Origin of the sequence: Archangium lipolyticum (assembly GCF_024623785.1) — a bacterium.
GTDB lineage: Bacteria > Myxococcota > Myxococcia > Myxococcales > Myxococcaceae > Archangium > Archangium lipolyticum.
Map to the genome: position 1 here is coordinate 153383 of NZ_JANKBZ010000024.1, position 22955 is coordinate 176337.

Here is a 22955-nt window from a genome sequence, read left to right on the forward strand (position 1 = left end):
ACGGGCATGAGGCGAGAGGGAAATACTTGAAGCCACCTTAGCACTTCGGCCCGGCGGTGAAGGGTTTCCTCGAGAACGCGTCCCTGCCCTCGGGTACACCCCTCCTGACGGGTGCGCCACGGAAGCCGGAATCCCGCCCCGGCCCCGTTTGACTTCACATGACCCGCCGGGTTCTCCTTCACATGCACGCACGGTGAGCGAAACGCTTCCGCGCACACGGACACCCGCGTTCCAAAGCCCTGGAGCGCGGATGGGGGGATACAGCGATGCAACCGCAGGAAGGCCTCTTCCATTCGCCTGGCGCGTACAGTGGCATCGCCGTTCTCCGGCTCAGCCGGAACATGGCCCTACCACACTTGCGCGAGGTGGTCTCGTCCATCCACGCCGAGCTGAGCGCGGCCAGCGGCCTGCACGTGGTGCTCGGCCTGGAGTCCTCGCTGCTGCGCGAGGCCCCTCCGGCCCCACCCGCGCTGCTGCCTCGCCAGGGCCCCACGGCCCGCTTCCCTTCCACCCAGGCCCACGTGCTCGTCCAGGTGAGCGCGGAGGAGCGCGAGCGCCTGCTGTGGTCCCTGCGGCGTGTCCTCGCGCTCTCCCAGGCGGTGCTCTCCCTCGAGGAGGAGGTGCTCGGCGGCCGCATCGGCGAGGGGCGCGACGCCTTCGGCTTCCGCGACGGCCTGCTGCGCCCCACCCCCGAGCAGGTGCGCGCCACCGCGCTCATCCCCTCGGGTGCCATGGCGGGTGCCTCGTGGCTCCTCTACCTGCGCTTCCAGCAGGACCTGGACCTCTTCAGCCACCTCAAGCCGCAGGCCCAGGAGCGCGTGGTGGGCCGCACCCATGACGGAGAGCTCGTCGTGGATCCGCCCGCCGAGGCCCACATCCTCCGGGCCCGCGCGGCGGGCGCCGGGGAGAACCAGCTCCTCATCCGCCGCGGCTTTCCCTTCCGGCACGCGGGCGAGGAGGGGCTCGTCTTCATGGCCGCCGCGGCGGACCCGGACGCCTACCGGCGCTCGCTCGACGCCCTGCTGGGCGCGGGGGGACAGACACCGGACGCGATGCTCCGCTACGCCACCGCCGTGAGCGGAGGCGTGTACCTCGCGCCTCCGCTCAACTGGTTCCACTCCGCCGCGCCAGGGGGGGGCGTCCCATGAGGGTGCTCGTCCTGGACCTGGATACCCGGGTCTCGCGCGCGCTGGAGCGCACCCTGCGGGTGCTCGGGCACGAGGTGCGCTGCCCCACCTCCGCCGCCGAGGCCCGCGCCGCCCTCCAGGCGGACCCGGCCGTGGACATCATCCTCGCCGCGCAGCACCTGGAGCCCGGCGAGCGCGGCACCGAGTTCCTGCGCTGGGCGGAGACACACGTCCCCCAGGCGCGCCGCGTGCTCATCTCCGGCACGCACTGCCCTCCCGACTTCGTCGAGCAGCCTGGCTTGCAGTGGTTCCAGGCCAAGCCCTTCGGCCGCCGGGAGCTGGAGGCACTGCTGCGCGCTCCACGTCCAACCCAAGAAAGTCCGTAACACGCCTCCACCTCCCGCTTCATGCAGACAACAGTCCGGCCATCCAGCCGGCGGAAGGGACGCAACAATGAGTTACAACGACATCCGTGGTCCTCGCGTGGTGGGATTGAACGTGGCCTCCTCGCTCGGGGAGTACCTGATGCGCATCCAGGAGCTGGGCGCCGTGGAGGGAGCCGACGGCGCCCTGGAGATCAGCCCCGAGGTGATGCCGGTGCTGGAGGCCATCCACCAGGTGCTGGCCGGCGGCACGGTGGAGGTGAAGGTGGTGCACCGGGGCAATCCGGACATCGTCAACGAGCTGAACCGCCGCGTGGACCAGGTGGGCAAGGAAGCCAATACCATCAACAAGGCGGCGGGCTTCTATCTGACAGCGACCCTATGACCCTTCCCACGCGCTGGCGCCGCATCGTCCAAGAGTCCTTCAAGCGCTGGGTACGCTCGCAGGACACCCAGGAGGTGCTGGCCGCCTCGACGCCGCAGGCGTGGCTGAGCTCCGCGGTGGTCATCCCGGCGGTGCTGGCGCTGGCGACGTGGGCGCCCGGGGCGAAGCCCTTCTTCGACCTGCCCTTCGGCAAGGCCCTGGCGTGCCTGCTGCCCGCGCTGGTGCTGGGCCTCGGCTTCGGGATGATGCACCGGGGCCGCCAGCACATCGAGGACAGGGGCTGGCCGTACGTGCTGCTGGGGACGGCCGCCCTGCATTTCTTCCTGGCGGCGTTGATGGCGCTGGCGGCGATGCCGGGAGCCATGGTGTTCGCGGCGGTGCTGCTCTTCACCACCGGCTACCACGGCAGGCTGCACCGCGTGGCGCCCTCGCAGCCCTTCCTCGCGCTGGGCTCGGTGGCGGCGCTGGGGCTGGCGTCGCTGATGGCCCGCGACGAGCCCCACGTGGCCCTCTTCGCCGTCATGGGGCCGCTGGCGGTCATCCTGGAGCTGTACTCGGGCACCTTCGCCCTCAAGCACGACCAGGCCCGCGCCGAGGCCGAGCAGCTGCGCGCCGCCGTGCAGGCCCACATCCTGGAGCAGCAGGAGCGGGACGTGGGCCGGCTGTCGCAGGCGATGGTGCAGATCCTCGGCTACAACCACGACATCAACAACGCGCTGATGAGCGCGAGCGCCGCGGCGGACATCCTCTCCGTCATGGGCGTGCAGAGGAACGCGCTGCCGCGTGCCGAGTTCGAGGAGCTGGTGCGCGAGCTCAACGAGGGCCTCACGCGCATCCGCGAGATGGTGCTGGAGATACGGCAGAAGGGCCGGCGCTCGGTGAGCAGTGATCCGGAGAACGTGCACATCATTCCAGTGCTGGAGTCGGTGCGCACGAGCGTGGGCTGGCGCTTCCCGGACGTGCACATCCAGGTGAAGGTGGAGGAGCAGGCCTCGCACGCGCTGGTGCGCGGGGGCATCACCACGCTGAGGCGGGTGGTGGAGAACCTGGTGCTCAACGCGTGCGAGGGGGATGGCGCGCGAGGCGCGGGGAAGGTGGACATCCTCGCGCGTTCCGAGCCGTACAGCGGGCGGCTGGAGCTGGTCATCGCCGATGATGGCCCGGGCTTCCCGCCGGAGAGACTGAAGATCCCCATCGAGGGGCTGTCCACCACCAAGCCGAACGGCACGGGGCTGGGGCTCTACACCTCCGAGTGCCTCATCCGAGCGAGCGGGGGCACGCTGGAGCGCAACAACCGCCCCGGTGGGGGGGCGCAGTTGCGAATCCTCCTGCCGCGCGAGCTGAGATGAGCGCAGGCGCGGTCTTCCGGGAGGCCCTGCGCGAGCTGCGCCGGTACGGGCTGCCGGAAGAGGCCGAGCGGGACGTGCTGGTGGCGATGGAGGCGGGACGGCCCGGGCCGCTGGCGCTGCTGTACGCGGCGGGAGCCGAGGCGGGGCTGGGACGCGAGGTGTTGCTGCGGCGCTCGGCGGGCCTGTTCTTCTGCGCATGCGCGGCCAACCTGGCGGACGACCTGGCGGACGGCGAGTGCACGTACCTGGCGGAGCCCTGGCGGGTGGGACCCGGGGTGCAGTTCGCGTTGCAGTCGCTGTGCTTCGCCACGCTGGCCTGGACGGAGCTCCCCGCGCCGGTGCTGGCGGAGGTGGCGGATGCGATGGTGATGGCGGCGGGGCTGCAGGTGCTCGAGGTGCACACCGCCACGTGGACGGCACCGCGCTACGAGCAGGTGGCCGAGGGAATCGCGGGGAAGCAGTGGGCGCTGTACTTGAAGGTGCTGTGGGAGGGCACGGCGCTGGCGGAGCGCGCGGTGGAGGTGGGGCGGAGCCTGGGCGTGGCGGCGCACGTGGCCGAGGACATCCGCTCGGGGGACACGCGCTTCCACGGCATGCCCGAGGAGGATCAGCACGAGGTGCTGGCCTGGGCGCGGAGGGCGGTGGACACCGTGCGCGGAGCGGCCCTGAGCAGCCTGGACGCGGTGCTGCGCACTGTGGAGCCCATCCTCAACAAGCCCCACTGATTCGTACCGCGCCAACTCTCCCTCTCCCCCTGGGAGAGGGAGGAGAGGGGCAGGAGAATTTCCGCCCCGGAGACTGAGCAGGCGGGCAGGCGTACTCCCACGGGCATCCCCATCTTCATCCTCTCAGAGCAGCGGAGGAGCAGATGGAGATCGTCGAGGAACCGAAGCCCGAGCGAGCCGACCCCCTGACCTCGGGCCTGGCCGTGGCGCAGGGCGCCTTCTATCTCGCCACGGGCGTGTGGCCCATCGTCCACCTGCGCAGCTTCGAGGCCGTGACGGGACCCAAGCTCGAGGGCTGGCTGGTGAAGACGGTGGGAGCGCTCATCGCGGTCGTCGGGGGCACGCTGCTGGCCGCGGGACTGCGCCGCCGCGTGAGCCCCGAGCTCAAACTGTTGGCCACGGGCAGCGCCGCGTCGCTCGCGGCGGTGGACGTCATCTACTCGCCCCAGCGCATCTCACCCGTGTACCTGCTGGATGCGGTCGCCGAGGGTGTGCTCATCGCCGGCTGGTGCGTGGCCGGGGCGCGAACCTGGAAGCGCCAGGGCGTCCAGCCTCCTCCACCCCAGTACACCTCTCCAGAGGACGCGGCCGGCTTCCCCACGTAGCACGGGCCCTCACGGCGTGATGAACCAGACCAGCGCCTCGCGGACGATGTCGGACGGAACGGTGTGGGGCCCGTCGAACTCGCGGTAGCGCACCGTGTAGCCCGCGTCCTTCACCCGCGAGGCGATGCTCCGTCCGCAATCCGCGACGGGCAACACCGGGTCCTCCGACCCGTGGGAGATGAACAGCTCCGGCCTGCCGCGCAGCATCGCCGGTTCCGCGAAGCCCGGCGAGAACGCCACCACGTGGCTGAACAGGTCTCCATTGGTGAGCCCCAGGGACAGCGCGAACGACGCCCCGTCCGAGAAGCCCGCGAGGACGAGGTGCCTTGGGTCCACCGCGTAGCGCTCGAAGACGTACACCAGCGCCCGGTCGATGAAGGTGACGTCTGGCCCATACCCCCCATCGAGCAGGACGATGTCCCACGTGTGGACGCGGGACTCCGGCGCGAGCAGGAGGAGACCCGCCCCGTCCGCCAGCTCCAGCCATGGCTCCAGGGCCTCGCGCGCGGTGCCCTTCGAGCCGTGCAGCATCACCAGCAACGGCGCGGGCCGGTCCGCCCGGTACCCCTCGGGCACGTAGAGGAGCCCGTCCCGCTCACCGCCAAACCCCAACGGCCGCAGGCCCCGCTCCGGAGCCTCCACCGTGGGAGCACCCGGACGCGAGAGCAGCCTTCCCACCTCGTACTTCTCGCTCGAGCTCGTGGCCGGCGGAGCTCCGTCCGCCGACTCCTTCATGAGCACGTGCTCGCACGCCAGGAAAAGCACCGCCGCGAAACCTCCTCCACCCAGGACGAGCACGAGCCTCCGGAGTGCCCAGATGATGCGGGTGGGTACCTTCATGTCATCACCGCCAGAACGGACCGCAATCCCCGGTGGAGCAGACCAGCACCCGGTGGGTGATGTCTACAGGCGCACCACGAACGCGACCCCGCCCCCCCGGCCCGAGGGGTCCACCAACGGCAGCAGCCGCGCCTGATGGCGAATGTTCATCACCAGGAGGGATGTATCGAAGAGGAGCAGGAAGGCCCCCTGCAGAAGCAACGCGTGCCCCCAGCCCTCGAGGCGCTCGGAGCCCACGCGCAGGCCCCGCTCCCGGAGGTACAGGCCGAGCAATCCCGACGCCACGTCCAGCGTGATGCCCACCAGCAGGCCGCGCTCCAGCAACCCGCCCCGGAAGAGGCTCTGCCGCAGGTCCAACCGCTCCGGGTCCTGCGCGGCCAGCAGGGCGAAGCTGCCGAGGGCCGCCCCCAGCACGGGCACGTTGAAGAGGGCATTCATCTGGTGGAAGCCGCGCCAGACCGGGTCCTCCGCCGTGAAGTACACGACGGTGCCCACCGCGAGGTTGAGCACCGTCCAACCGGTGAGCAGCCACACCGCCGTCCGGTTCATCTCGATGCGCTCCGCGTTCAAATCCCGGAGGAAGCGCTCGCGCTCGGGGCTCCCTCCGGGTACCCGGAAGGCGGAGTCCTCGGAGGCCACCGGAGCCTCCGGGGCGGCCCTGGCGGGTACGGCCATGGAACACAGGAGCACCACCAGGAAGGCCAGCAGGGGACGCAATCGGAACGAGCGCATGGGCGCGCGTCACGGTGCATCCAGCACCCGGCTCCGCCCATTGGCTCGCGGTGCCGGGCGTCGTCCCGCCGACATGTGCGCGACTCGCGGGCACAGGTGGGTTGTCGGCGCACCGCGCGATGCGGAGCTTGCCCGCCCGACGGCTTCCAGGAGGAAGGCAAAATGGCGGCTCGAAAGCAGGCAGGGAGACAGGCCACGAAGCGCGCGGGCAAGAGCTCGCGCCAGATTGGCTACGCGGTGGTGGGGCTGGGACACTTCGCGCAGGACGCGATCCTCCCCGCCTTCAAGAACGCGAAGAAGAACTCGCGGCTGGTGGCGCTCGTGTCCGGCGACCCCCAGAAGCACCGCGCGCTGGGCAAGCGCCACGGGGTCCCCGTCTACACCTATGACCAGTACGAGGAGTGCCTCGCGCTGCCCGAGGTGGACGCGGTCTACATCGCGCTGCCCAACGCGCAGCATGCCGAGTACGCGGTGCGCGCGGCGCGGGCCGGGGCCCATGTGCTGTGCGAGAAGCCCCTGGCGCTCGACGAGAACCAGTGCCTGGAGATGATCCGCGCCGCCGAGGAGAGCGACGTCAAGCTGATGACGGCCTACCGGCTGCACTTCGAGTCCACCAACCTCGAGGCCGTGGAGGCGGTGCGCAAGGGGAAGATTGGCGAGCCGCGCCTCTTCAGCTCGTCGTTCAGCTTCCAGATCCAGGGGCCCAACATCCGTATCGACCGCGAGGCGGGTGGAGGGGTGGTGTGGGACATCGGCGTCTACTGCATCAACGCGGCGCGCTACCTCTTCCGCGCGGAGCCGCAGGAGGTGTTCGCCTTCAAGGCGAAGGGCAAGGATGAGCGCTTCGCGGAGACGGAGGAGGGCCTGTCGGCGGTACTCCGCTTCCCGGAGGATCGGCTGGCCTCGTTCAACCTGAGCTTCGGCGCCGCGCCCACGGCCACCTACCAGCTCGTGGGCACCCAGGGCAGCATCCGCCTGGACAACGCCTACGAGTACAAGGGGAAGATGACCTTCGAGCTGGAGGTGAAGGGCAAGAAGAAGAAGCGCACCCTGCCCCAGCGCGACCAGATCGGCCCGGAGCTCTCCTACTTCAGCGACTGCATCCTGAAGGACCGGCAGGTGGAGCCCGATGGCTGGGAGGGGCTGGCGGACGTGCGCATCGTCCGCGCGCTCTACACGTCGGCGGAGACGGGCCGGCCCGTGCGGCTGGAGCCCTTCGAGAAGCGGCTGCGTCCCACGGCGGAGCAGGAGCAGCGCCGCCCGCCCGTGGAGCCTCCCGAGCCCATCAACGCCGCGCCGCCCAGCGGCGGGTGAGCGCGGTCCACGACGGCGCTCCTTCTGCAGTCAGGGCGGATCCTTGGAATCCGAGGGAGTGGACTGAGCACTTCCTCCCGCGCGCGGCATGGTGCATCTTCCCGCCCCCCGCCGCGCGCCGCGGCCCCGTCCAGGAGCCCCCGCATGTTTCGTGCACTCACCCTGGTGAGTCTCCTGCTCTTCTGCCGACCCGTTCAGGCACAGGAGGGTTCCCCTCCCCCCGTGGATGCCGAGACGCTCGCCCGGAAACTCGGCGAGACGACATGGGGCATGGAGGACCTGTTCGCCGGCAAGGTGGAGGAGATGACCATCACGCTGCGCGTCGAGGAGCTGGACGGGGACGGCAACGTGAAGCACTCGCAGGAGCGGGTGGACCGTGTCCGGGTGAGGGACGGCCAGCAGCACCGTGAAATCCTCCAGGCCCGCAAGGATGGCCAGGACACCACCGAGGCCATGCGCAAGGACCTGGAGGAGCGCCAGCGCAAGGGCCAGGGCCGCGCGGAGTTCAACTCCGTCAACCTCCCCTTCGCCTCCTCCTACCTGGCGCAGCACCGCTTCTCGCTGGCGGGCCCGGACCCGAAGGACCCCAGCCGGCTGCGCCTGCGCTTCGAGCCCCGCGCCGACAAGGCCCCCTACGTCCACAAGGGCGAGGCGCTCGTGGACCCGTCCACCGGCCAGCTCGTCCGCCTGAACTACAGCCCCACGGAGCTGCCGAACATGGCCCACCGCGTCGACGTCCGCATGGACTTCCGCACCTGGCCCGGCGTGGGGCAGGTGCTCGACACCCTCCACGTGGACGCCGAGGGCGGCCTGCTCTTCTACAAGAAGCACCTGCGCATCACCGCGCGCTACTCCAACCTGGTGCCCGCCAGCGGCCCCACGAAGACCTCCGCCACCTCGCCCTGAGACCCCGCCCGCGCGTCCAGCCATACGCGCTGTCCGGGACGTCCGCGCACCCAGTGGGAGAGGGAGCCGTTCATCGCATGTCTGGCTGATAGGACCGGAAAGCCAGACAGATGCGGATTGCACGTGTCAGACCGAGCGCGTAGACACATGCGAGCCCGATGGACGGGCCCACAGCGGAGAAACATTTGATGAAGCTTCTTGGACGCATCGCGGGGATGTTCTGCATGGCGGCGCTGGCCGGCTGCGGCGTGGAGGATTCGGCCACGGAGAACGTGGCGGAGCTCGGGAGCCAGACGTCGGCGATCATCTGTCCGCAGCTGTCGCCTCCGGGGCCGGGCTTCTGCGAGGACGGCACCATCAAGGCGGTCTACGACGGCAAGTGCATCGTCGGCTACGAGTGCATCCGGACGGCGGCCGCCATCGTGGCCCCCAGCTGCCCCATCCTGGTGCCCCCGGCCGACAACTTCTGCCCCAACGGCACCATCAAGCCGGTCTACGACAGCAACAAGTGCATCGTGAGCTTCCGCTGCGTGCAGTGAGCTGAGCCCCGCGCGTACCCGCCCATCACGTTGATGGGCGGGCCGTCGTGGCCGCTCAGAAATGGCAGGTCCAGTCCGTGCCGCAGTAGCCCCGCACGCCGTTGCACTCGCACTGCGAATCGTCATCGCAGAACTGCGCATGGCAGAGCGGGCCACCGCCGCCGCCTCCTCCACCTCCCGAGGTCGAGTACTGGCACACGTAATCGACGCAGGCCGCGGAGGGGGCAGAGGGACAGGCGTTCACACAGTCCTGATCGGTCTCACAGAAAGACGCATGGCAGAGATACGACGCCCGTGCGGAGTCCGCCTCATTCGTTCTGGAGCTGGAGAAGGAGGCGTCCCCGCTGGCGGAGCAGATCGGCTCGCTGGCCGAGGCCGCGCCCAGGGGGAGGAGGAGCATCAACGCACCACGGAGCAGACTGCGCTTGAGGACGGACATCGAACGGCTCTCCTTTCGGCACCGTTGACGCCGCGAGGTCATGCGCGGCCGCCACGGGCGAAAGGCAACCCTAGCAAAGCCTTCACTGCCCGTGCGGGCTCCCTTCCGAGGCGCTCAGTGCGGTGTGCCGCGCTCGTCGCGCTCCGGCAGCCCGAGCTCCCGTGCCGCCTCCCGCATCATGCGCTGCTTCACCTCATCGGGTGCGCTGTCTTCACCGTGGTGCGGGGGAGCGCCCACGTCCTCGGCCAGACCACTTCCGCGCCAGCTCTCGGCGGGGGCGCCGCTGCCCACATCCATCCCGAGCGACGGAGTCACGGCACCGGAACGAAGCGCGGGAGCGCCGTGCTTCACGGCGGCATAGAGGTCCACGAGGGTGACCCCGACGACCGAGGCGGTGATGGCCGCCTGCCAGGCCCTGTTCGCGCGAGGGAGCCGGAAGGACACCGCCAGGAGCGCGAGGTCCAACGCATCCCCCGCGACGCGCGCCCAGACCCATTCGCGCCGATGCGGTTGGAGGAGCAGCCCCACGCCGCAGGCGAGCTCGCGAAGCCCGAACCCCCGCACCAGCCCGGAGCGCCCGCGTGCCCCCAGGACGCGGCAGATGCGCTCCGGGAACGTCAGCTCCGTCACCCCAATACCCAGGCTCGCCCACCCGAGAGCCCACGACAGCCGTTCACTCTTCATCCAGGACGCCCTCCTTCCGCCAAGGTGAGGACTCCGGTGGAGCCGGAACAAGCCTCGCGGGGTCCGAGCCCGCGTCCAGCCGCGCGGCAGCCAGCCAGGCGGGCACCTGCTGGGGCCCGAGGTGGGCGCCCGGGGCATGCCTGCCCCACGGTGGGAGGTGGGCCTTGCGCGTCATCCAGGCCGCGTTACTCCAACAGCGCCCGAGCGAGGAGTCTGGGAAAGGAGGTTCCCTCGTGCCAACCATCATCACGCGCCATGTTTCGACGTTTCCCCTGGTCCGCACTTCGGCCTTCTGGCCCTGGCGGGACTTCGTGCCCGCCCATGACGGATGGAGCAGCCTCGCGGGCTTCCTGCGGGACTTCGAGGTCGAGGACGCCGCGGGCGAGCTCCGTGTGAGCCTCGCGCTGCCAGGGTATGAGGCTCAGGACATCGAGGTCCGAGCCGAGGGCCAGGTGCTCACCGTCCACGCCCTGCGCCGGCGCACGCACGCGTACGGCGGGAGTGTGGAGCAGGTGAACCGCTGCCTCACGCTGCCCGCGGGTGTGGACACCACGAAGGCCGAGGCGACACTGCGCCATGGCATCCTCACGGTGGTGCTCCCGAAGGCGGAGGCCGCCCGGCGCCGGGCCATACCCGTGCGGGCCTGGTGGGACGGGACTCCGCGGCCCGTGCGCACGCTGGACCTGGGCACCCTCTCCACTCGGAAGGAGGAGCGCCCCGGCTTCTGGCGGCGGCTCAAGGAGTGGCTCGTGGGGCGGGGGCGCTCCGGGTCAAACCGGGCTCCTGTAGTTCGCCCCGGCGTTCGATGATCTGCCGCGCGATCCGAAGCCCGGCGATGACGGCCCCTTCGGAGTGGCTGTTCTCCGTCGTGTCGCCTCCGATGTAGAGGCGGCCCTGGGGACGGCGCAGCTCGTTCGCGAGCTCATCGAAGCGGGAGCGCCCGAGATCCAAGGGCCAGTAGGCCACCGCCTGCGGGTACACGAAGATCTCCGCGGAGCGGATGTGCTGACGGACGCCCGGGAAGAGATTGTCGAGGGCTTCAGCGCTCTTCTCGCGCATCTCGTCGACCGGCAGGTTCATGACATCGCGCGCGAACCGGGCGTGCAGGAGCAGGGTGAGGACGTGGTCCCGAGGCTCCTGCTGGTTCTCCTGGAGCTCCGTCACGTCGTAGATGCTGCCGGCTGGTGAGTCCGAGAGCAGCGTCAAGACGTTCTCGCCGTTCACCTCCCACAACGAGGAGGCCTGGGGGGCGACGCGGAAGTGCACCTTGACGTAGCTCCCCATCCTCGTCGTCTGGATGGCCTGCCACTTCTCGCGGCTGAGCGGAGGCAAGAACTGGATCCTCCCCAGGTGGTGGACCGGCACGGTGACCACCACCATCCGCCCGGTGATGTCGATGAACCGGCGGTCATCCTGGAGGACCCGCAACCTCACGCCCGAGTCCGACTGCTCGATGGCGGTGACGCGGGCCTGGGTCATGAGCTGGCCGGAACGCAGGCGGGCGGCGAGCGCCTCGGTGAAGCGCGTGTTGCCGCCGAGGACGTGGTAGTTCTTCTCGCCGAACCCCTGCGGTGAATCCAGGAAGAGACGCATCTCGTCGAGGCCGTCGAGCGCGGAGATCTTGTCCCACTCGATGGCGATCTCGGGCTCCAGCGTGACGCGGATCCACTCGCTGACCTTGTGCGGAAGTCCCTCGCGGGCGATGAACTCCGCGAAGTTGATGTGCATGAGCGCGGCCAGCTCCTGCGGCAGCGGCGTTCCCGCTTCATGGCTGGCGTGGAGCTGGGAGTAGAGGCTCCAGGCCTTGTCGTTCCACCGGAGGAACGCCGCGCGCTCCTCTTCGTTGAAGATGCCCGCGAGGTACGTATCGCGCGCCCCCTCCCCCTGGTAGGGAAGAATCTGCCCATCGAGCCGCACGGACGAGTGTGCGACGTCCTCGCTCAATTGGAGGTCGAGCTCCCGCAGCAGCGTCACCGCGGGGCTGCGCTCGAAGAACTCCTCCATGTGAGCCTCGGCGGTGGCGCCGTCGGAGAAGGAGATCGTCTGGACGCGGCCGCCCAGGCGCGGAGCGGCCTCGACGAGCAGCGAGCCGATCCCCGCCTTGTTCAACTCATGGGCCACGGTCAGCCCCGTCAGACCCGCGCCGACGATGACGACGGGAGCGTCCCGTGTCGGCGTCGGGGGGACTTCGTGGTTCTTGCCCGAACACGACTGGATGGCGAGAACCACCACCAACAACAGGCACGAGAGCCCAACCCTTCTCTTCGTCATGTCGCGCCCCCGTCGAGACTTCGCATCGGAAATCATAGACGGAATGAGCGCCGCCGGGTCGCGTCGAACGCCCTGAACGGGTACTCGTGAACAATGATGAGTGATGGGCTCATGACGAGCCGTCGAGCGCGTCGGAGATCGTGCGGACGAGTGCGTCCACATCCTCCTGGGGATCGACGAGGAAGCAGCGCATGCGCTCACCGCCACCCACCACCACACAGACGCGGCCCTTGGGGCACAGCTTCAGACAACTGCTGCGGACGACGCGCACGCCCCGGCCCAGCTCCTCCTTCAGCGTGCTCCGCAACTCCTCCGCCCCCGCGCGCTTCATGCACTTGCGGCAGACGAACACCAGCCCTTCCCACTTCGGCTGGACTTCCCTGGGCTGTGCCACGTCGTTGGGTCTCCTCGCCTGGTTCCCGGCAAGCGGCTGTAACGACCAGGGAGGAAGCACACAAGCCGGGTCCGCTTCGTCCCCCGGGCAGCAGGCAGCCGAGGACCACGTCCCAGCGGCGAGGCCCAAAGAACCTCGGAAGTAAAGGTGATGCCTACCACGACCCCGGCACAGGAGGGTGCAATCCCCTCCCGTGTCGCATCCGCGAGGGGCGCACTCCTTCTCTCTGGATCAAGACCTCCGTTCGCCCACGGGCGAGCGGCAGAGGAAAGGACGGAGTTCCATGGGAAGATCGCTCAGTCGAGTGTCGATGCGCGGGTTGCTTCTGGGAGCGCTCATCGTGGGTCCAATTGCACTCGCCGCACCGGCGCATGCGCTTTGTGTGCAGCCGAAGGAAGAGGGTCATTGGGTGAATACGGACCCCAACACGCGTGGCATCGCCCGTATCCAGCTGCGATTCGTGTGTCAGGACCAGGTCCTCAATGGCCAGCCGTATCCACCGGGGCCGCCCTGGTATGTCCACGTCTGGGGGAGATGCCATCCCAACAATTGCGACTGGAAGGAGGTCGGCGCGAAGCGCCTCGGAAATGGATCCATCTACGCCGTCTATGATCATGGCTACGCGAAGAAATACGTCACCGCCAGGCTGTCGCCCGGCACCCCCGAATACCTCTGGGTGTACAGGTGGACGGACTTCAAGGATCCAGCACGAGCCGACTTTGGCGCATACGATTGGTTCCGGCGCGAGTAGGGAGCGACAACCCCTTGGGCAGGTTCAGGACGAGTGCCCCACCAGATAGACCTTCTCGACACCGAACCGCTCGCGCAGCATCTTCACGAAATCGACGGTGTCCGAGATGAGCTGCTCCACCGTCAAACAGCTTGAGCCCCTTCCTCAGCAGGCACACCTCCGGACCACGGAGCCCCCTACTGGGCCATGTTCTCCAGGACATCGGAGAGGGTGCTGGCGTGCAGGGCCCGTTCGAACCAGCGGTCGAGCGTGTCCAGGTCCGTGCAGGTGAGGATGCGTTGCCGGGCCTCGTCGTCGACGTGCACGCCCCGAGCGGCGAGAATGCGGACAATACTCTGCGCCTGTGCTTCCACCCGCCCCCGTTGGCGGCCCTGCTCGATGAGCTCCTCGCCATAGCTGCGCATCAGTTCCTCCGCGCGTTGCCTACCCAGAACCGAATGTAGCACCTGCTCCGTTGCTCCACGCACCGACCTGTCCCCGACCAGGAGGAGATAGCGCACGACCATGACCAGTTCCTCCTGTCCGTTGGGGCTTGCCAACACCTGGGCCATGAGCGCCGTCCAATCCGGCAATCTCCCAGCCAGTTCCCCGGTGCGCCCGTAGCGCAGCACGAGCAGGACCAGCCGGGCCAGGGGTGGACCGGGACGCGCCATCAAGGCCTCCGCGCGCTCGGCTGTCAGATCATCGAGCAGGTATTCGAAACGCGGCACCAGCGCCCGCCACCGTGCCCCTTCCTCCTCTCCTTCCGGCAGGTCGAAGAGGTCCTCCACCCGGCGCGGTGCCGTCCAGGCCCCCTCCGGCCCGTGATACATGACCAGGGGGAGGATGACGGGGAGCACGGCGCTCTCCGGGTGCTGCTGGCGCCAGTGCTCCACCAGGCGCACCACGTAGCGCAACATTCTCAGCGCCATCCACCCGTCCACCGTCGACTGGTGCTCCAGCAGCACGTAGAAGAGCAGCGGCTGGCCCGTGCGCAGACGCGCCGAGAAGAGCAGGTCGCTTTCGGTCTCCCTCAGCTCCGGATCCACGACGGAGCCGGACTCCCGCCGCAGGGACGCCCAGTCCACCTCGGAGACGACATGCGCGGGGAGAACGGCACGGAGCTCGGCCGCGGCCCGCTCTGGGTGGCTGAAGGTGTAGCGGGCGAGGAGGTCATGGGGTCCGGACATGACACGTGGCCCCAAGCACGTGGCGAGCCAATCCTCCCGCCGGCCTGGCTCTCCTCAGACACCGCCCCCGCGCTCACGGTTGAAGGGATTGCGGCCGTCATGCGAGTGCCTCCTCTCTCCCCCTTCTACATCCGCTCCAAACCCGTCCCACAGTCCACCGACTGGACCCCACGCATCGACCTCGACAGCACGCGCCCGGCGATGAACCTCAGCCAGGGGACTTCGCACCGATGACTTTGGGTATTGGGTCAGCGTTGCCCACTTCACAGGTCAGGTCTAGATTGTTGATCCGGGCATGAGCGGGTCGAAGCGCAGGGCCACCTACGAAGACCTGGAGACCGTCCCTCCCAACTGCGTGGGGGAGATCGTCGATGGCGAGTTGTACGTGAGCCCTCGCCCGGCCTCGCCCCATGGTCGAGCCGCATCTCGACTTGGGATGCTGTTGGGAGGACCCTTCGACCTGGGCGAAGGAGGACCCGGTGGCTGGCTCATCGTGGACGAGCCCGAGTTGCACCTCGGAGATGACGCCCTGGTGCCAGACCTGGCGGGCTGGCGCAGGGAGCGCATGCCAGAGATGCCGCACACGGCGGCCTTCACCCTGGCCCCCGATTGGGTGTGCGAGGTGCTCTCGCCCTCCACGGCGGTGCTGGACCGGGAAAAGAAGATGAAGGCCTATGCACGCGAAGGCGTGAGCCACCTGTGGTTGGTGGATCCCCTCCAGCGGTCATTGGAGATCTACCGGCTGGAGGGTCGGCGCTGGACCCGGCAGGGCCACTGGAGCGGAGGAGTCACCGTGCACGCCGAGCCCTTCACGGTGCTCCCGTTGAAGCTCGCCACGCTCTGGGAGCGGTGACCCTGAACACCTGCGCGGCCCACATTGACCCGGGCTGCTCCGCACCGATCATCCAGATTCGCTGGCGCCCCCTCCACCCCAGAGCCAGGGCTGAAGCACCCGCCCACCCGGACTCCGCCGTCAAGCTCCCATCCGCCCCTCCGCGGCACTTCCCGTCGTTTCACCCGCGCCCTCCGACTGTTCACCTGTGGTAGATCGTCGACCCGATGGCCACGAGCGACGAGCTGACCACAGCGGACCTGGAGCGGTTGTCACGGGCCGAGGCGCCCGACCTGGCGGAGGCCGTGCTGGCCTTCCTCGAGCAGCCCGACAAGGTTCCCGACAAGCTGCCCCAGGGCGCCCTCACCTTCGACGGGCTCCGCTCCCTCCTCTCCCAGGCCCAGTCCCGCCGCAGCGCCGAGGCCCGCCACTCCGGCGCTCGCGACGCCTGGCAGCGCTTCCTCGCCCAGAAGGACGTCCCCCTCCCCTCCCGCTTCGCCCTCGCGGACCTCCTCGTCGCCCTCTACGAGCGCAACACCAGCGCCTCCCGCGCCGCCCTCTTCCAGCTCGCTCGCAAGGCCGAGCTCCGCTTCGGCCTCTGGGGCGGCCTCAAGCGCATCTACAAGCTCGCCGAGCAGAACCACGACGCCGAGATGTTCGGCGTCCTCGCCTGGCGCTTCGACACCGAGCGCTCCGAGCGCTACCGCTCCCGCGACGTCTCCAAGGGCACCCTCACCTACCTCCAGCGCCGCGCCTGGCGCTACCTGCGCCAGCTCGGCCACTCCGTCCCCGAGCTCTACCCCCAGTTCGCCGTCGAGGTCCTCCGCCACTACGAGCCCGATACCTCCTGGCGCGCGTGCTGGGTCGCCCACCACATCTGGGCCCATGAGACGCACGGCTACTCCGCCGATACCTTCTCCATCGAGCCCCCCAGCGACATGGTGAAGAAGCGCGCCTTCACCGACGCGTGGAAGCGCTCGCCCGACACGCTCATGCGGCTGCTCGACACCTGCCAGTCCGACCCCGCCGCCCGCTTCGCCATCCAGGCTCTGCGCAAGGACTTCCCCAACACCCTCCGCGACAACGTCACCCCCGCCTGGCTCGACCGGCTCGCCCGCCGTCCCCTCGCCAGCGCCCACGAGTTCCTCGTCGACACCCTCCAGGGCTCCCCCGAGTTCCACCAGGGCAAGCTGCGCGCCCTCGGGCTCCACGAGGCCGTGCTCGCCCTGCTCGTCTCCGAGAGCAACAAGGCCCGCGCCTACGCCATCGAGTACGCCCGCGCCCACGCCCAGGACCTCCCCGCCGAGCGTCTCGCCGAGCTGCTCGACCAGGATCCCTCCGACGTGAAGGCCTTCGCCGCCGCCGTGCTCGAGAAGCGCAACCCGCGCGAGCTCGGCCCCGATTTCCTCGGCCGGCTCCTCGTCCACAAGCAGACCGCGAAGTTCGCCTCCAAGGCCCTCGAGCAGAGCTTCGACCGCGCCGAGCTCACCCAGAAGTTCCTCTTCGACCTGCTCTTCGGCCAGCAGGAGCAGCTCGAGTGGGCCTCGAAGTACCTCAAGTCCAAGTACGGCAAGGGCGAGCTGCCCCCCGCCTTCTGGAAGGCCCTCCTCGATGACTCGCGCCTGGAGGACTACGGCAGCGACGTGGAGGAGCTCGCGCTCGAATCCCTCGGGGCCTTCAAGCCCGCCGACATCGGCGCCGACTGGTTGCTCGACCGCTCCATCCACCCCAGCTTCGGCGATACGGTCTCCGACTGGCTCACCGAGGCGGACTCGCTGCCCGGCCTCGATGTGGAGCGCGTGAAGGGGCTCGTCTTCAACGCGAAGTTCCGCGAGGTGGCGCTCAAGCTGCTCGGCAACCGCAAGCTCTTCGCCCCGCGCGACGTGGGCATCGCGTGGTTGCTGGCACTCGCCCGGCGCGCGGACCCCACGCTGCACGAGTTCGCCCACCGCTACCTGCTGGAGAACGTGGCGCCCGCCGACTTCAGCGAGTCCGGTGACGCCAGCGCGGGCCTCGAGCGCCTCTTCGACCTGGCGCTCGGCGCGAAGCAGCCCGCCCCCGTGCGCGCCTTCGCCCAGACGTATCTGCGCTGCCACCACCCCGTCATCGGCCCCGAGCAGCCCGAGTCCAAGTCCTACCAGCTCAAGCCCAGGGCGCCTCGCAACGCGTACACTCCCGAGCGCCTCTGGTCCGCCCTCTTCGACGCCCGCGACGACGTGCGCCAGTTCGCCCTCGCCGTGACGCGCGTCGAGCTGCGCGCCTGGGGCTGGCACACCCGCGTGTACGAGCTCGCCGAGGCCAACGCCAAGGAAGTGCGCAACCTCGCCTATGACGCCCTGCTGGACGCGGGCGAGGAGGGCGCCGACAAGCGCCGCACCCTCACCCCCGAGGAGTTGGATCCGGTGAAGGTCTTCACCCTCACCGAGAGCACCAAGCGCTCCACCCGCGAGGTGGCCGTGGAGCTCATCCGCCGCCACTACGCGCGCCTGGGTGGCCCCGAGCGGCTCGCCTGGCTCATGGAGAGCGCCGACCGCGAAGTGGGTCTCTTCGCCATCCGCCTCCTCTGGGAGAAGCACAGGCCCCTGCATCTGCCCGAGGGCTGGAAGCCGTCGGGTGCCACGGAGTCCCCCGTGGGCACCACCGAGCGCTTCGCCAACGTGGAGGCCCTGCGCTCCTTCCTGCGCCGCATGCTCTTCGGACTGCCCCCGGGGCGCTCCAAGGAGGCCCGCGAGGGCAACGTGGTCCGGCGGGTCTCGGCCAGCGAGGCCAAGCGCCGGGTCATCGAGCTGGTGAGGGATTTGGGGTTGGAAGACGAGAGCTTCGCCCGCGTCGTGGCCCCCGTGCTCGGTGAGTTCACCGGCTCGCTGGCCAAGGGCGAGTGGCAGAGCTGCCTGGCCTCGCTGGTGAGGCTGCGCGCCGCGCACCCCGGCGTGGAGCTCGGAGGATTCTGACGTCTCAGAAGTGCTCGCGGGCCTGGGCGAGGGTGTACTCCTTCTGAGCGGAGACGAAGGATCCTGTTTTCTCCACCAGCCAGGCCTGAGAGCGCTGGGGCAGGTAGAAGTCCTCCTGGAAGGGGGACAGCCCCAGGTGGTGCAGGTACTCCTCGAGCATGTCGAAGGTGAAGCGGTCCCGCACCTTGCGCGCCTGGTACCGATCCAGCTTCTCGAAGGGGAAGGGTTCACCGAACTGGTCGAAGACCCAGCGGCCACCGTCATTGAGCGCGCTCACGGCCCGCACGGAGTTGAGCCAGGCCGTCCGGTGTGGGCCGTACATCGCGAGCATCACGGCACCATAGCGGCCCTTGTCCTTCCGGATGGTGTTGGGCACGGCGACAACACGCAGGGCCCGGCAGCCCAGCGTCCGGGCCATGTAGGCCATGACGCTCGCGGCATCGGTCCCCCCCCACCCATTTTCGACGTATGCCGCCCAGGGGCTGCGTGTCGGAATGAAGAGATCCCGCCGTGTCTCCGGACTGGTCAGCGGCAGCAAGGCGGAGAGGGTCTGCTCCAGGGTGCCCGAAACCGGGCGCACCTCCACGGCGATGCCACGAGGCACCAGCAGCCCTGCCTGCCACGCCGCGAAGGCGCGGGCGGCATGCTCCGCATCGGTTTCCAGGAATCCCATCTCCGACGTGACAGGCGCCCAGCGATCATCCAGGAGCAGTCCCTTCATGTCATCGGTCATCAGGTGAGCCTCTCCCATCAGGGCACGATCAGCAGGATGGTTTCCGCATCCGGGTCGTTGGACGTGATGCGCGACTGGTGCCCGGGGCCACGGCCCGATGTAGGCGTGTCGTACTCCACATGGTAGCGGCGGCCGTTATAGTCGAACTGCAGGTCCGGTCGATTGGTTCCCACGCGCTGGCCGTTGCGCACTGTGACCTGCTGTTGGTTCACCCGAACGTTCTTGGCGCCTATGTTCTCCAGGTATTCGATGTCCGCTTGGAGTTGTGCGTTCTGGCTCGGGCTGGAGCCAATGGGACGAGTCGTCTGACGCGCCCTGGGCACCCTCGGACTGACTGCGACATCCTGAGGCAGGCGTGCGCCAGTGGCCACCGACGGTGCCGGGTTGTTGCCAGCGAGCACCTGGACCAGCCCAGGCGATGGCGCGGGTGAACCCGGCACCGGAGCGGGTGTTCCTGAGGCGGGGGCAGGTTCTGGAGCGGCTCGCTCTGCGGGTGGGCGCGATGCCGGGGCCTGGCGGCCGGGTGCCTCCTGCCTGGAGAGCGGACGAAGCTCCGGCTCCGAGCCCACCCGCAGTACACGTGAGAAAAAGCCTTGAAGGACCTTCGTTCCCGTCAAGGTCAACAACAGCACCTTCAGCTCATGCTGGGTTGTCTGTGCCAGGTGCGTGCGCACCTCGAGCATCGTCCGGGCGATGCGCGGGGTGGTGGCCGGAGAGAAGAGGGTGGGCACGATGAGCGCTCCACCCGCTCCCCGGTACCAGACGTATCTCGGGTGCCCTACCTCCGAGTCGCTGGCCGACAGGTCCGCCAGCGCGGTGTCCCGGTCCGGGTAGATGGAGGCGTGGAGCGGCTCGGCGCTCGTCATTCCCAGGTCGACATGGGACTCCGGGACGAAGACGGGCTGCGGCAACCCCTCGCAGTAGAGGAGATAGCCGCCCGCGGTGAGGCCAAAGCCCACGGCCGTGACCCGGAGATCGACGAAGTCTCGATGCGTGCGTGGATCGGCCGTCCGCTCGGAGACCCGGGGCAGTTGGACTCCGCCGCGGCGCAGTTCCTCCACCTGCCGAGGCGAGGGAGCCTCGAAGTCAATCTCGACGGTTCGAGCCTGCCCGTACCACCGAGGAACCATCGAGGAGGGCCGCGCGGCGCACCCCGTGAGCAACAACAAGAGCGCGAGCCCGCTCAACCCATGGAGCCAACCGACGGTGAGGCGCATAGAGGCCACGATGCCGGACAGGGATAGAAAGAGGAATCCACCTGCACCCGGACTCCACCGTCAAGCGGGCCTGTCCGCCCCCGCCGCTACTCGAAGATGTGCGCCACTTCGCCCTCGCCGGAACCCGCCATGGAATTCATCGTCGAGCGCTACTGGTACGCGCGTCATCATGACACTGCGCGGTTCGTCACGGTTGAGGAGGGACGCCTCCAAAGCTGCCGCTTCGATGCACTCGTTCGAAATCACCGGGAAGGGCGTGATCTGCTCATTGAAGTGAAGAGCACGACCGAGATCGCCGATGTCCGCCTTGCGGTGGGTCAACTACTTGACTACCGACGTCAACTCCCAAAGAAAGCAACGACCAACATCGCCGTCCTGCTCCCTTTCGCACCAGGGGAGCACGTTCGCGCATTCCTTGATGACGTGGAAGCAATGGCGCTCTGGTTCACGAAGGATTTGAAGACAATCCAAGGCTTCTGAATGACCCGGTAGTCCAGGCAGAGCGCTGTCGGACCACCTCCTTCATTCGTCAGAGAACACGAGCTACGCTCGGCCGGACACCGCCGCAGGCGGCATGTCAGGCGTCAGAAATGCTCGCGGGCCTGGGCGAGGGTGTACTCCTTCTGAGCGGAGACGAAGGATCCTGTTTTCTCCACCAGCCAGGCGGGAGCGCCCTCGGGCAGGTAGAAGTCCTCCTGGAAGGGGGATAGCCCCAGATGGTGCAGGTACTCCTCGAGCATCTCGAAGGTGAAGCGGTCCCGCACCTTGCGCGCCTGGTACCGCTCCAACCTCTCGAACGGGAAGGGCTCCCCGGATTGGCCGAAGACCCACCGGCCTCCATCGTTCATGGCATACAGGGTGCGCAGATAGTTGAGCCAGTCCGTCTGCCGTGGGCCGTACACCTCCAGCGCGACGATGCCGTAGCGCCCTTTGTCATTGCGAAGGGTATGGGGGACCGCGCCCACACGCATGCCCCGGCAGCCCAGCTGCTGGGCCAGGTAGGACATGGCGCTCACGGCATCGGTACCTCGGTACCCACTGTCGAAGTATGCCGTCCAGTCACTGCGTGTCGGAATGAAGAGGTGCCGCCGCTTCTCCCCACCGCTCAGGGGCAGCAGGGAGGAGAGAACATGTTCCAGGGAGCCCGCCACCGGCCGTACATCCACGGTGACGCCCTCCGACGCCAAGAGCCCTCCCTGCCATGACGAGAGGGCACGGGCAGCGCGCTCCGCATCGGTCTCCAGGAAGCCCATGTCTGAAGTGACCGGTGCCCAGCGGTCCCCCAGGAGCAGTTCGTTCAGGTCGTCGCTCATCCGGTGAGTCTCATGCTTCAGGGGACGATCAGGAGGATAACCGCTGCGTCCGGATCATTGGAGGTGATACGCGACTGGTGACCGGGGCCGCGACCCGACATGGGAGTATCGTACTCCACATGGTAGTGGCGGCCTCGATAGTCGAACTGCAGGTCCGGCCGGTTGACTCCGACGCGTTGGCCGTTGTTGTACGTGAGCTGCTGTTGGTTCACCCGGATGTTCGTGGCGCCCTTGTCTCGCAGGTATTGGATGTCCGCCCGAACCTGCGCATTCTGGGTGGAACTGGAGCCAACGGGCCGCTGCAGTGGCTTCACCCCAGGGACTGTTGGCTTGACCGCGGCATCCCGAGGCAGTCGCGGGCCAGGGACCACGCTGGGCGTCGGATTGCCGCCCGAGAGCGCCTGAACCAGGCTCGGCGATGGCGCCAGTGCGCCCGGTACCGGAGCAGGAGGTGCTGGCGGGGCGGGGGCAGGTTCGGGGGCGGTTGGAGCGGAGCGCTCCGCAGGTGGGCGTGATGCAGGAGCCTGACGGCCAGGACCCTCCTGCCTCGGAAGCGGACGGAGCTCCGGCTCCGAGCCCACTCGCAGCACACGTGAGAAGACGCCCTGAAGGACCTTCGTGCCTGTCAAGGACAACAACAGCACTTTCAGCTCATGCTGGGTCGTCTGTGCCAGGTGCGCGCGCACCTCGAGCATCGTCCGGGCGATGCGTGGGGTGGTGGCCGGAGAGAAGAGGGTGGGCACGATGAGCGCCCCACCCGCCCCCCGGTACCAGGCGTACCTCGGGTGCCCTGCTTCCGAGTCGCTGGCCACCAGGTCCGCCAGCGCGGTGTCCCGGTCCGGGTAGATGGAGGCGTGGAGCGGCTCGGCGCTCGTCACTCCCAGGTCGACATGGGACTCCGGGACGAAGACGGGTAGCGGCAACCCCTCGCAGTAGAGGAGATAACCGCCCGCGGTGAGGCCAAAGCCCACGGCCGTAACCCGGAGTTCAACGAAGTCTCGGTGCGCACGTGGATCGGCGGTCCCCGAAGAGACCCGGGGCAGTTGGATGCCTCTGTGGCGCAGTTCCTCTGCCTGTCGAGGCGAGGGAGCCTCGAAGTCAATCTCGATGGTTCGAGCCTGCCCGTACCACCGAGGGACCATCGAGGAGGGCCGCGCGGCGCACCCCGTGAGCAACAACAGGAGCGCGAGCCCGCTCAACCGATGGAGCCAACCGACGGTGGGTCGCACGCGGGCCACGGTGCCGGAAAGGCACGGAAAAATGAAGCGCTGTGCTAAACCCCTCCGTCTGGAGGAT

At 68.7% G+C, this 22955-nt stretch carries 25 protein-coding genes; 14 read left to right on the forward strand and 11 right to left on the reverse strand.

From position 1 onward, the window contains the following. Positions 1–341 precede the first annotated feature (341 nt). The 6 genes from NR810_RS36910 (at position 342) to NR810_RS36935 (ending at position 4574) form a co-directional block, all read left to right on the forward strand. Entirely contained in the window at positions 342–1148 is an 807-nt protein-coding gene (locus NR810_RS36910; protein WP_257459448.1) for a Dyp-type peroxidase, read from the forward strand. After that, positions 1145–1513: a response regulator gene (locus NR810_RS36915; RefSeq protein ID WP_257459450.1), complete on the forward strand. Its 369-nt coding sequence runs from the start codon at positions 1145–1147 to the stop codon at positions 1511–1513. The genes NR810_RS36910 and NR810_RS36915 overlap by 4 nt, the downstream gene beginning before the upstream one ends. Before the next feature lie 67 nt (positions 1514–1580). Next, a complete protein-coding gene (locus NR810_RS36920) occupies positions 1581–1895 on the forward strand; it encodes a hypothetical protein (RefSeq protein WP_257459452.1) in 315 nt (104 codons plus the stop codon). After that, the gene (locus tag NR810_RS36925) at positions 1892–3244 is read left to right on the forward strand and encodes a sensor histidine kinase (RefSeq protein WP_257459453.1); all 1353 of its coding nucleotides are present in this window, start codon (positions 1892–1894) and stop codon (positions 3242–3244) included. The genes NR810_RS36920 and NR810_RS36925 overlap by 4 nt, the downstream gene beginning before the upstream one ends. Then, positions 3241–3969, forward strand: a complete 729-nt coding sequence (locus NR810_RS36930; protein WP_257459454.1) for a hypothetical protein — start codon at positions 3241–3243, stop codon at positions 3967–3969. The genes NR810_RS36925 and NR810_RS36930 overlap by 4 nt, the downstream gene beginning before the upstream one ends. A 143-nt stretch (positions 3970–4112) precedes the next feature. Continuing rightward, positions 4113–4574, forward strand: a complete 462-nt coding sequence (locus NR810_RS36935) for a hypothetical protein (RefSeq protein WP_257459455.1) — start codon at positions 4113–4115, stop codon at positions 4572–4574. Positions 4575–4583: 9 nt separating this feature from the next. On the opposite strand, the gene NR810_RS36940 is transcribed toward NR810_RS36935, so the two are convergent. Further along, positions 4584–5414 (reverse strand): alpha/beta hydrolase, encoded by an 831-nt coding sequence (locus NR810_RS36940; protein ID WP_257459457.1) that lies wholly within the window; start codon positions 5412–5414, stop codon positions 4584–4586. Positions 5415–5477: 63 nt separating this feature from the next. Continuing rightward, positions 5478–6146 carry a DUF6992 family protein gene (locus NR810_RS36945; protein WP_257459458.1) on the reverse strand — a complete coding sequence of 223 codons (669 nt, stop codon included), beginning with the start codon at positions 6144–6146 and terminating at the stop codon, positions 5478–5480. Positions 6147–6308: 162 nt separating this feature from the next. Here NR810_RS36945 and NR810_RS36950 point away from each other — a divergent pair, with 162 nt between their 5' ends. The 3 genes from NR810_RS36950 (at position 6309) to NR810_RS36960 (ending at position 8905) form a co-directional block, all read left to right on the forward strand. Continuing rightward, positions 6309–7460, forward strand: coding sequence for a Gfo/Idh/MocA family protein (locus tag NR810_RS36950; RefSeq protein ID WP_257459460.1), 1152 nt, complete (start codon positions 6309–6311; stop codon positions 7458–7460). Positions 7461–7604: 144 nt separating this feature from the next. Further along, on the forward strand, positions 7605–8366 hold the full coding sequence (locus NR810_RS36955) for a hypothetical protein (protein WP_257459461.1): 762 nt from the start codon (positions 7605–7607) through the stop codon (positions 8364–8366). A 188-nt stretch (positions 8367–8554) separates the two neighbouring features. Further along, positions 8555–8905 (forward strand): hypothetical protein, encoded by a 351-nt coding sequence (locus NR810_RS36960; protein WP_257459462.1) that lies wholly within the window; start codon positions 8555–8557, stop codon positions 8903–8905. A gap of 55 nt (positions 8906–8960) precedes the next feature. Here the strand turns inward: NR810_RS36960 and NR810_RS36965 are convergent, their stop codons facing one another. Further along, positions 8961–9344, reverse strand: a complete 384-nt coding sequence (locus tag NR810_RS36965) for a hypothetical protein (protein WP_257459463.1) — start codon at positions 9342–9344, stop codon at positions 8961–8963. Positions 9345–9458: 114 nt separating this feature from the next. After that, entirely contained in the window at positions 9459–10028 is a 570-nt protein-coding gene (locus NR810_RS36970) for a hypothetical protein (RefSeq protein ID WP_257459465.1), read from the reverse strand. A gap of 233 nt (positions 10029–10261) precedes the next feature. Here NR810_RS36970 and NR810_RS36975 point away from each other — a divergent pair, with 233 nt between their 5' ends. Next, on the forward strand, positions 10262–10837 hold the full coding sequence (locus tag NR810_RS36975; RefSeq protein ID WP_257459467.1) for an Hsp20/alpha crystallin family protein: 576 nt from the start codon (positions 10262–10264) through the stop codon (positions 10835–10837). Here the strand turns inward: NR810_RS36975 and NR810_RS36980 are convergent. Together NR810_RS36980 and NR810_RS36985 are read right to left on the reverse strand one after the other, a co-directional pair. Further along, positions 10764–12299: a flavin monoamine oxidase family protein gene (locus tag NR810_RS36980; protein WP_257459468.1), complete on the reverse strand. Its 1536-nt coding sequence runs from the start codon at positions 12297–12299 to the stop codon at positions 10764–10766. The two genes, NR810_RS36975 and NR810_RS36980, sit on opposite strands and share 74 nt — an antisense overlap. A gap of 109 nt (positions 12300–12408) precedes the next feature. Then, positions 12409–12693, reverse strand: coding sequence for a thioredoxin domain-containing protein (locus NR810_RS36985; RefSeq protein ID WP_257459469.1), 285 nt, complete (start codon positions 12691–12693; stop codon positions 12409–12411). Positions 12694–13102: 409 nt separating this feature from the next. On the opposite strand from NR810_RS36985, the gene NR810_RS36990 reads away from it, so the two are divergent. Next, positions 13103–13444 (forward strand): hypothetical protein, encoded by a 342-nt coding sequence (locus NR810_RS36990; RefSeq protein ID WP_257459470.1) that lies wholly within the window; start codon positions 13103–13105, stop codon positions 13442–13444. Between the two features lie 176 nt (positions 13445–13620). Here the strand turns inward: NR810_RS36990 and NR810_RS36995 are convergent, their stop codons facing one another. Beyond that, positions 13621–14613: an Rpn family recombination-promoting nuclease/putative transposase gene (locus tag NR810_RS36995; RefSeq protein WP_257459471.1), complete on the reverse strand. Its 993-nt coding sequence runs from the start codon at positions 14611–14613 to the stop codon at positions 13621–13623. Between the two features lie 295 nt (positions 14614–14908). Between NR810_RS36995 and NR810_RS37000 the strand changes: the two genes are divergently transcribed. Both NR810_RS37000 and NR810_RS37005 read left to right on the forward strand, forming a co-directional pair. Continuing rightward, positions 14909–15466, forward strand: coding sequence for a Uma2 family endonuclease (locus tag NR810_RS37000; protein WP_257459472.1), 558 nt, complete (start codon positions 14909–14911; stop codon positions 15464–15466). A gap of 206 nt (positions 15467–15672) precedes the next feature. Continuing rightward, a complete protein-coding gene (locus tag NR810_RS37005; protein ID WP_257459473.1) occupies positions 15673–18396 on the forward strand; it encodes a hypothetical protein in 2724 nt (907 codons plus the stop codon). A 4-nt stretch (positions 18397–18400) separates the two neighbouring features. Here NR810_RS37005 and NR810_RS37010 read toward each other — a convergent pair whose 3' ends face one another. Continuing rightward, on the reverse strand, positions 18401–19129 hold the full coding sequence (locus NR810_RS37010) for a hypothetical protein (RefSeq protein WP_257459474.1): 729 nt from the start codon (positions 19127–19129) through the stop codon (positions 18401–18403). Between the two features lie 17 nt (positions 19130–19146). Then, positions 19147–20346 carry a hypothetical protein gene (locus NR810_RS37015; protein ID WP_257459475.1) on the reverse strand — a complete coding sequence of 400 codons (1200 nt, stop codon included), beginning with the start codon at positions 20344–20346 and terminating at the stop codon, positions 19147–19149. Positions 20347–20475: 129 nt separating this feature from the next. Between NR810_RS37015 and NR810_RS37020 the strand changes: the two genes are divergently transcribed. Continuing rightward, positions 20476–20826, forward strand: coding sequence for a hypothetical protein (locus NR810_RS37020; RefSeq protein WP_257459476.1), 351 nt, complete (start codon positions 20476–20478; stop codon positions 20824–20826). Positions 20827–20930: 104 nt separating this feature from the next. On the opposite strand, the gene NR810_RS37025 is transcribed toward NR810_RS37020, so the two are convergent. Both NR810_RS37025 and NR810_RS37030 read right to left on the reverse strand, forming a co-directional pair. Then, positions 20931–21659: a hypothetical protein gene (locus NR810_RS37025; protein WP_257459478.1), complete on the reverse strand. Its 729-nt coding sequence runs from the start codon at positions 21657–21659 to the stop codon at positions 20931–20933. Between the two features lie 17 nt (positions 21660–21676). After that, positions 21677–22630, reverse strand: a complete 954-nt coding sequence (locus NR810_RS37030) for a hypothetical protein (protein WP_257459480.1) — start codon at positions 22628–22630, stop codon at positions 21677–21679. Between the last annotated feature and the right edge of the window lie 325 nt (positions 22631–22955).